The sequence below is a fragment of the Arthrobacter ipis genome (genome assembly GCF_014694315.1).
Classification (GTDB): Bacteria; Actinomycetota; Actinomycetes; order Actinomycetales; family Micrococcaceae; genus Arthrobacter; species Arthrobacter ipis.
This window is the reverse complement of sequence record NZ_JAAOXD010000004.1, coordinates 153,742-161,652: the sequence shown is the minus strand read 5'-3', so window position 1 is coordinate 161,652 and position 7,911 is coordinate 153,742. Positions and strand designations below refer to the sequence as shown.

At 66.8% G+C, this 7,911-nt stretch carries 7 protein-coding genes; 3 read left to right on the top strand and 4 right to left on the bottom strand.

What is annotated here, in order from left to right; translation table 11 throughout:
• Together G9E11_RS12735 and G9E11_RS12730 are read left to right on the top strand one after the other, a co-directional pair.
• On the top strand, positions 1-662 hold a 662-nt coding region (locus G9E11_RS12735), incomplete at its 5' end, for a GAF domain-containing protein (RefSeq protein WP_190606285.1).
• Positions 663-859: 197 nt separating this feature from the next.
• The gene (locus G9E11_RS12730) at positions 860-3,208 is read left to right on the top strand and encodes a multicopper oxidase domain-containing protein (protein WP_190606284.1); all 2,349 of its coding nucleotides are present in this window, start codon (positions 860-862) and stop codon (positions 3,206-3,208) included.
• Positions 3,209-3,289: 81 nt separating this feature from the next.
• Here the strand turns inward: G9E11_RS12730 and G9E11_RS12725 are convergent, their stop codons facing one another.
• The 3 genes from G9E11_RS12725 to G9E11_RS12715 form a co-directional block, all read right to left on the bottom strand.
• Positions 3,290-4,045: a ZIP family metal transporter gene (locus tag G9E11_RS12725; RefSeq protein ID WP_190606283.1), complete on the bottom strand. Its 756-nt coding sequence runs from the start codon at positions 4,043-4,045 to the stop codon at positions 3,290-3,292.
• Between the two features lie 161 nt (positions 4,046-4,206).
• On the bottom strand, positions 4,207-5,211 hold the full coding sequence (locus G9E11_RS12720; RefSeq protein ID WP_190606282.1) for a 3'-5' exonuclease family protein: 1,005 nt from the start codon (positions 5,209-5,211) through the stop codon (positions 4,207-4,209).
• Between the two features lie 157 nt (positions 5,212-5,368).
• Positions 5,369-5,641 carry a hypothetical protein gene (locus G9E11_RS12715; RefSeq protein WP_190607123.1) on the bottom strand — a complete coding sequence of 91 codons (273 nt, stop codon included), beginning with the start codon at positions 5,639-5,641 and terminating at the stop codon, positions 5,369-5,371.
• 144 nt (positions 5,642-5,785) lie between these two features.
• Here G9E11_RS12715 and G9E11_RS12710 point away from each other — a divergent pair, with 144 nt between their 5' ends.
• A complete protein-coding gene (locus G9E11_RS12710; RefSeq protein ID WP_190606280.1) occupies positions 5,786-6,139 on the top strand; it encodes a GYD domain-containing protein in 354 nt (117 codons plus the stop codon).
• Positions 6,140-6,164: 25 nt separating this feature from the next.
• On the opposite strand, the gene G9E11_RS12705 is transcribed toward G9E11_RS12710, so the two are convergent.
• The gene (locus tag G9E11_RS12705) at positions 6,165-7,805 is read right to left on the bottom strand and encodes an alkaline phosphatase D family protein (protein ID WP_190606278.1); all 1,641 of its coding nucleotides are present in this window, start codon (positions 7,803-7,805) and stop codon (positions 6,165-6,167) included.
• Between the last annotated feature and the right edge of the window lie 106 nt (positions 7,806-7,911).

Sequence of the window (7,911 nt, the reverse complement as noted above, 5' to 3'; positions counted from 1 at the left end):
CCCATATCCCGGAGGATGTCGAGCCCGAGTGGCGGCTCCTCCTGGCGGCCATGACGGCGCGGAACCCGGAGGACAGGCCGTCGACCACCGAGGTGAGCCAGGCCCTGTATGAGCTGTCCCTGAGCAGCCGCGGAAAGCACAAGGTGGACGCCACCGTCATTCCCGCCGACGAGGCAGCCCGGATGGAGGAAGTGCGTCGCTACAGCATCCTCGACACTCCCCCGGACGGCGCCTTCGACAGACTCACCGCGTTGGCTGCCAGGCTGTTCTCGGTGCCGGTGGCCATCGTGTCGATCGTGGATCATGACCGGATCTGGTTCAAGTCCCACCACGGCCTGGACGTTCAACAGATCAGCAGGGACCCGGGGCTCTGCGCATCGGCGATCCTGCAGGACGATCTCTGGGTGGTGGAGAACGCACCGGAGGACCCGCGGGCGCTGCTCAATCCGCTGGTCGCCGGCGAATTCGGCCTGAAGTTCTACGCCGGCGCTCCCCTCAAAACGCGGAACGGCTACAACCTGGGCACTCTCTGCATCCTGGACTTCGAACCCCGCACCATGACCGACTCGGACAGTGCAAACCTGCGGGACCTGGCCGCGGTGGTCATGACAGACCTGGAGCTGCGGCTTGAGGCGGCCTCCGGGCTGCCCCGCACCGCTTGATACCGGCGTCGTCACGTAAGGTGTGCACAGCGCCGCCGGAGCGGCCTATGTGAGGACATGCGCTTTATCGACGGCGGTCCCAAGCTTTCCCTAGGCTCCAAGCCCAACCATGGGGGCAGTCTGAAAGCGCAATTGGGGGCGAACATGGACTTGCACTTCAGCTTAACCTCGGTCCCCAGCACACTGGGAGGTCGGGCGTGGCTATTCTGGACATCCATATCAACGACGGATTCGTTCCCATGGTGGACGGATCGCTGGTCTACCACCGTGGCTTCGGGGACCGCCGTACCGCGGTTAACGATCAGAACCCAGCATTGGCACTGAGCCCGAGGGTCATCACCGCCAACGGAAGAGTGGTGGCCAGCAGGACCTACCCGCTGGGCGCCCCGCTGCCTCCACACGGGAGGCCCCAGCCGCTGCGGCCGGACCCTGCGCTCCCCCGACAGTTCCTTGCCCGACGCGGGTACTGGGCCAGTTTCTTTCCGCCGCGGACGCTGATCGCCGAGACGGGCAGCACCGTCGAGATCATGGTGCACAACAACCTCGCGCAGCCGCACGAGATGCGGTTCCACCGTGCCGGGGCAGGCGGGGCCGACGTCGGATCCGGACCGGTAGCGCCGGGGAAATCCAAGCTCGTGCGGTTTCCCGCACCGCGGCCGGGAACTTACCTGTACACGGACCCGGGCAACCAGCCGGTGGAACGGACCCTTGGCCTGTACGGCGGCCTGGTGGTAATCGATCCCCGCAATGCATGGCGGCTTGCCCCGGGCGCTGCCGAGTTCGAGCGCCAATGGCTGTGGCTGTGCCACGACGTGGACTCCAACTGGGCGCGCATCGCCTCGAGGGACCAGACAGTCGATCCGCTCGCCACCCCCGCGGTGCCGGACTACTTCACCATCAACGGGTTCGCCGGGTTCCAGTCATTGGCCGTCACCACTGATCTGGAGTTCAACGAGCGGCGGCACGAGGACACGCTGCCCTCGGGCCATCCGCGGGAGACCGATGTGCGCAACTTCAGCGCCTCCCCGGCGGCCGGAGCCATCCGCACCGGGCACCTCATGCGGATGCTCAACGCCGGGATAGTTGACCATCAGCTCCACTACCACGGCAACCATGTGTGGACGGTGCGCGCCAACGGCATTGATTTCCCACGGTCGCACGGCCGGGTTACGGCCCAGGGCGACGTCGTGCTCCAGCAGTGGGAGGACACCATCCAACTGCAGCCGCTGGAACGCAAGGAGGCCATCCTGCCGGTCCGGCGGCCGCCGGAGGTGATCGACCAGGTATGGAATGCACGGAACGAGGACTGGACCTACCCCATGCACTGCCACGCGGAGCCGTCGCAGACAGCCCGCGGAGGGCTGTACCCGGGCGGGCTGGTGGCGGACTGGGTGCTGGCCGCCCAGCCCGCCCCGGTGCAGGGGACGCCCCCTACGGCCGCGGATCCGCACCACACCTTCAGGAGCCAGGTGGACTTCTCGTCTGACCAGCCCCATGAGGGCAGCCCGGAAACCGAGTTTCCGCTGAAGCCCGACGTGTTCCTCGAGATGGACTTCTTCAACAGGAAGTTCGTGTTCCCTGACGGCTCCGAGCATGAGATGTGGAGCTTCGAGGGAAACGATTTCGGGCGCCAGATCCCCGGGACCACGGTGCGGATGCAGGAGGGCCAACTGTTCCAGTCCACCATCAAGCCCAGCAAGAGGGTGCACACCATCCACTGGCACGGCATCGAACCGGACCCGAGGAACGACGGCGTGGGCCACACCTCCTTCGAGGTCACCGGGCACTACACGTACCAGTGGAGGCCGGACGCTGCAGAACGCGGCAACCCCAACCGCGGAGCGGCGGGAACCTACTTCTACCACTGCCACGTCAACACCCCGCTCCACGTCCAGATGGGCATGTTCGGTGCGATCGTCGTCGATCCCCGACCCAACCCCGCTGCACCTGCTCCGGCCGGCACCCGCCGCCATACCTTTGAAGGTCCGCTGTATGACATCGCCACCGAAACCCTCGTTGCGCCCTACTCCCTCGACCCGAGGTGGCATGAACTGAACCACGCCGCGGGGCTCAACGGCGAGGACGCGGGGCTGAACCGCTTTGAGCCGAGGCACTTCTTCCTCTTGGGCGGCAACATCCCCAACCGGCCAAGGGGCGACGACATCGTCTGGGCCGTCTCCCAGATGCGCGCCAACGTCGTGCGGAACGGCAAATACCCGACGCTGGTGCGCATGGTGAACGTCGACTACTTCCCAACCCTGACAAGGATCACGGACGCGGCCGGCAGGGCCGCCAAGATCGCCGAACTGATCGCCCACGACGGCCGGCCGTTCTGGAACACCCCCAGCCCCACCGCCCCCGCGGTGCAGCCCTCGACAGCCGGCCAACCGCTCCTGACCAACATCATCAAGTCAGGCGCCGCCGAGAAGTTCGACTTCCTGCTGCGTCCTCCTGCCGCGGGAAAGTACACCATCAGCATCGATTTCCTGCACTGGATCACGTCGGAGGTGCTCGCCACACGGACTGTCACAGTCACGGCTGCCTGACCGGTCCGTTCGGACCGGTCGTCAAAGCTCGACGGCGGGTGGACGCCAGCGTCGCCGGCCGCCCGTCGTCGGGGTCACCAGCTAACCGCCAACGTGGTGGATGGTGAACGCGCAGAGGAAGCCCACTGCGGCCACCAGGCCGGTGAGGTTGTGGTGCTCCTCGAAGGCCTCGGGGATCATCGTGTCCGCGAGCATGGCCAGGATCCCGCCGGCGGCGACGGCGGTGATGAAGGCGACCATGCTGTCGGGCGCGGTCTCGAGCGCCGTGTAGCCAATCAGTGACGCGAGCCCGGAGAGCAGGGCGATGCCGCCCCATACGCCGAAGACGTACTTGGCACCGCGGCCGGCCTTCTTCATGCCTGCCGTGCTGGACAGCCCCTCCGGGACGTTGGAGATGAAGACGGCGGCGAGCATGGCCGGGCTCACCGAGCCTGCGGTGATGAGGCCCAGGCCCAGGACCACCGACTCAGGAATGCCGTCCAGGAGTGCCCCGACGGCGATGGCCGTGCCGCTGCCCGGATCGTCCTTTTCGGAGGGCTGCTGGTCCTTGGAGCGTTTCCGGTGCTTGGCCCCGGAGCGGGCCAGCAGCGCATTCGCGCTGACATAGACCACCGCGCCGACGAGGAAGCCGAAGACAGTGGGCCAGAGTCCCCCGCCCTGCACAGCCTCGTCCACGAGTTCGAACGCCAGCGCGGAGATGAGCACGCCGGCGCCGAAGGCCATGATCGAGGAGACAAGCTTGGCGGGGATGTTCCACTTCCAGGACAGTCCCGAGCCGAGAACCAGCGCTCCGCCGGCCAGAGTTCCCCAAAACAGCGCCTGGGCCCACATGGGCATGGATGTCCGCCTTCCCCGGCCGCATGGCCTCGATGAGCTTCGTTGAGCTGAAGGGGCGGCCTTGTTCAGCTACGCCCGCCCCAGTCCACAAGCATTCTCGCAGACGCGAAGTATGAACCCGTGGCGGCAGGCCGCAGACGGGGCAGGTCAGTTATCGCCCGTCAGTTGCGGGGGCGGAGCCGGTGCCAGCCGCGGGTGATGCTTGCCCAGATCGCCCACATGGTTGCCGCGGCTGCGGCGAGTGTCAGTGCAGCGGTGACGGTCTGGCCAGCCGCGACGTACCTGATGGTCAGTCCCGTAAGGTAGGCGAGCCCGACGGCGGCCGCCGCGCCCAGTGCGAACAGGACCAGCCCCGCTGCGGTGCGGAATGCGCGCTTCGCGGCTCCCGGTGTGGCGGCCGCGTTCGGTTCTACGCGCTCAGCGTCTGAGCGCCTAATTTCGGAGCGCTCAAAGTCGGGGAGCTCAACCTCGGTCCGGCTCAGCTGCAGCATGTCAGCGCTGCCGGCCCGGGCGGTCCCGCCGCCGTCGGCAATCAGGTGCGGGCCGCCGTCGGATATTTCAGCTTCCGGGCCGGAGTCGGTGCGGACGCGACGGCCACGGCGGCGCTTGCCGACCGCCGTCGTCGGCCCTTCCCAGGCCTCGGCCAGAGTGGTGAAGCCGCGGCGGGCGGCGATGGCGAGGACGATCTGGGCGCAGGCCAGTGCGTGTGCCCGCGGCTCGTGCCGCTCAACGGGCGGAAGTTCCAGCGCGGCCAGCGCGTCGCTGAGGCGGGGCCGCGGCTGGGCCAGGTGGTCCTCCGCGAGGTGCAGCGCGCAGTAGAAGTCCTTGGCCGGCAGGTCCAGGTGTTGGTGCTCGGTGGCTGTGCGCATCACGGAGGCGTCGTAGGCGGCATCGAAAGCCACGATCGGGTCCTCGGAGACGAACTGCAGAATGCCCTCGAGTGACATCTCCCAGTCGGCGGCGTTCTGAACGTCCGGTTCTGTGATGCCGTGGAGCTCCACGTTGATGGGATCGAAGTCGTCGATGCCGGGCGGTGGCTTGATGAGCCACGACGCCGTGTCCACGATGTGCCCGTCCCGGACCTTCACCAGGCCGACGGCGCATGCCGAGCCGCGGTGGCTGTTGGCCGTCTCGAAGTCGATGGCCGTAAAACTGATTCCTGACATCCTTGCCTCCCCAGGGCATTGCACGGGAGGTCCCAAGCGCCGTTGCTTGTGACCTCCCGCACATGACTTCGTTATTCTTGCAGAATGGATGCCGGATTACGTTCTCTCTGCGGAAATGTGACGTGCAGCATTCAGCCAATGGAAGGGCTTGCCGAAACTACCGACCCGGGTTCGGATCCACACCCTCGGTGGTCCCCAATCCGCCGTCGTTCTCCGCACCGGCAGCGCCCTGGCCGTCGAACGTCGGAGTTGCCGCCTGCGTGAGTGGCTCATCGTTTTGCGGTTGGTCCTTGTGTCGGGCTTCCTGAAGGTGCTGTTCCAGTTTCTCTTCCGCGTCCCGGCGCCGCTGGCCGACGGTGCGCATCTGCTGGGTGGTGGGTGCCGCATGCGCGTGCAGGTGCGGCCCATGGTCCGGAAAAAACTCGCTCATAGTTGAATCGTCCCACCGGACGGGCCGGGTGACTACCCATCTGAAGCCACCCGCGCGCTGGTGAAAAATTCCGCCGTTGCTGGCCGCAGCGCGGCCTGCCATTCTGGGTAAATCCCGCTTCCGACGGCACCGAAAGCCAAGACCATGCCCCTCTATCTATCCAGGTTCAGTTACACCCCGGAGACCTGGGCACGGCTGATCAGCAACCCGGAAGACCGACGAAAGGCCGCACAGGCCTACATCGAATCGGTCGGCGGGAAGCTCCACGGATTCTGGTACGCCTTCGGAACGCATGACGGCTACAACCTCTGGGAGGCTCCGGACAACGTGTCCATGGCGGCGGTAGCACTGGCAATCAGCGGAGGCGGAGCGCTGGGCTCATTCGAAACCACAGTGCTCCTGACGGTCGAGGAAACGATGGACGCAATGCGGCAGGCAGCGCAGATCAAGTACCAGCCTCCCGGCACCCCACAGCAGCCCGAGGTAACCGTCGACTGAGCCCGGCGCCGTAGGTGGAGCAGGCTCAGCGCTCCGGGTTCAGGTCCTTGCGGAAGATCACGGCGCCGTTCGCGTTGCGGAGGGTGACGGCGAAGACGTCGTCCTCGCCAAGGTCCACATGGCCGAAGTACTGGCTTTCGCCGCTGCGCGGGGACTCGCCGGCGTAGGCGCCGGCCTTGGAGAAAACCACTTCCGGGCCGAAGGTACCGTCCATCTGGTTGGGCCCGAAGCTTCCGGCGTTGATGGGCCCGCCGACGAACTCCCAGAAGGGGTCGAAGTCCTGGAAGAGGGCGCGCTCCGGCGAGTAGTGGTGGGCGGCGCAGTAGTGCACGTCCGCGGTGAGCCACACGATGTTTTTAACCCGGTTGCGCTTGAACGCGGACAGTACGCGCGCGATTTCAAGCTCCTTGCCCAAGGGAGCGCCGGCGTCGCGGTTTGCGAGCGATTCCTGCGCTGCGGGCCCGTCCGGGACGATGATGCCGAGCGGGAGGTCCGCGGAAATCACCTTCCAGGTGGCTTTGGACTTGGTGACTTCACGGATGAGCCAGTCGGCCTGCTCCTGGCCGAGGATGTGGGTGAGGCGCGTTTCCTTGCCCTCGGTGTTGGGGTCCTTGAAGGTGCGCATGTCAAGACAGAAGACGTCCAGCTGGGGGCCGCGGGAGATCTTGCGGTAGATGCGGGCCGGTTCGAATCCGGTGCTGCCGTCGCTGAGCTGGGCGATGGGCTGGTATTCCTGCCAGGCCTGGCGGCCGCGGGCGGCGAGGACGTCCACCCGGCGCTCGGTGTAGCGGGAGTCGGTGAGGATTTCGCCGGGGTACCAGTTGTTGGTGGTTTCGTGGTCGTCCCACTGGGCGATGACGGGAACCTCGGCGTAGAGGGCGCGGATGTTCTTGTCCACGAGGTTGTAGCGGTGCCGTCCCCGGTACTCCTCGAGGGTTTCCGCAACCTTGGAGACCTCTTCGGTAACGAGGTTGCGCCAGATCTGGCCGTCGGGCTCGGTGACCTGGGCGGCGATGGGGCCGTCGGCGTAGATGGTGTCGCCCGAGTGGATGAAGAAGTCCGGATTGGTGGCGAGCATGGCCGCGTACCCGCGCATACCGCCGATCTCCTCGTTGATGCCCCACCCCTGGCCGGCGGTGTCGCCGGTCCAGACGAAGTTCTGGCTGCGCTTCGTCCCACCGCTGCGGGACCAGGGACTGTTGGCCTTCGAGCCGGGCGGAGTGCTGAATGAGCCACGGGCGGTCTCGCCCGCGTTGCCGTCGGGGTCCTCGAAGTGCATGGCGAGGGCAAAGCGGGTGCCCGACGGCAGGTCGCGGGCGCGGATCTTCGAGGTGAAGTCGGTGGCATCGCTGGCTGTGGTGCCGCGCAGCACGCGGCTGAAGGCGCGGCTGCCGCGGAGTGCGCACCCGTCCTCGTCCACCGCCAGCAGGTTGGCCACCAGCCGGCCTGCGCCTGACGCGCGGGACCAGAGGACGCCCGAGTTGGTGGTGACATCTCCGGTGGAGATGCCGGACGGCAGGGTCAGCCGGTTGCGGACCAGTGGAACCGCGGACGGCCGGGCGGCGTGGGCGGGGACCACCAGGGAAGGCGCGACGGCGGCGGCACCGGCAGCGGCGATGGCACCTTTGAGGACGTTTCGGCGGGAGAGTGCAGTCATGAGGCCCATGCTCGACGGGCAGGGTTACGGGCTAGCGACGGCGGGGTGAACGGGATGAAGCACGGCGGTGACAACGCGATCGAAGTCCTTGACAAATAATGAAATTGTCTTCCCA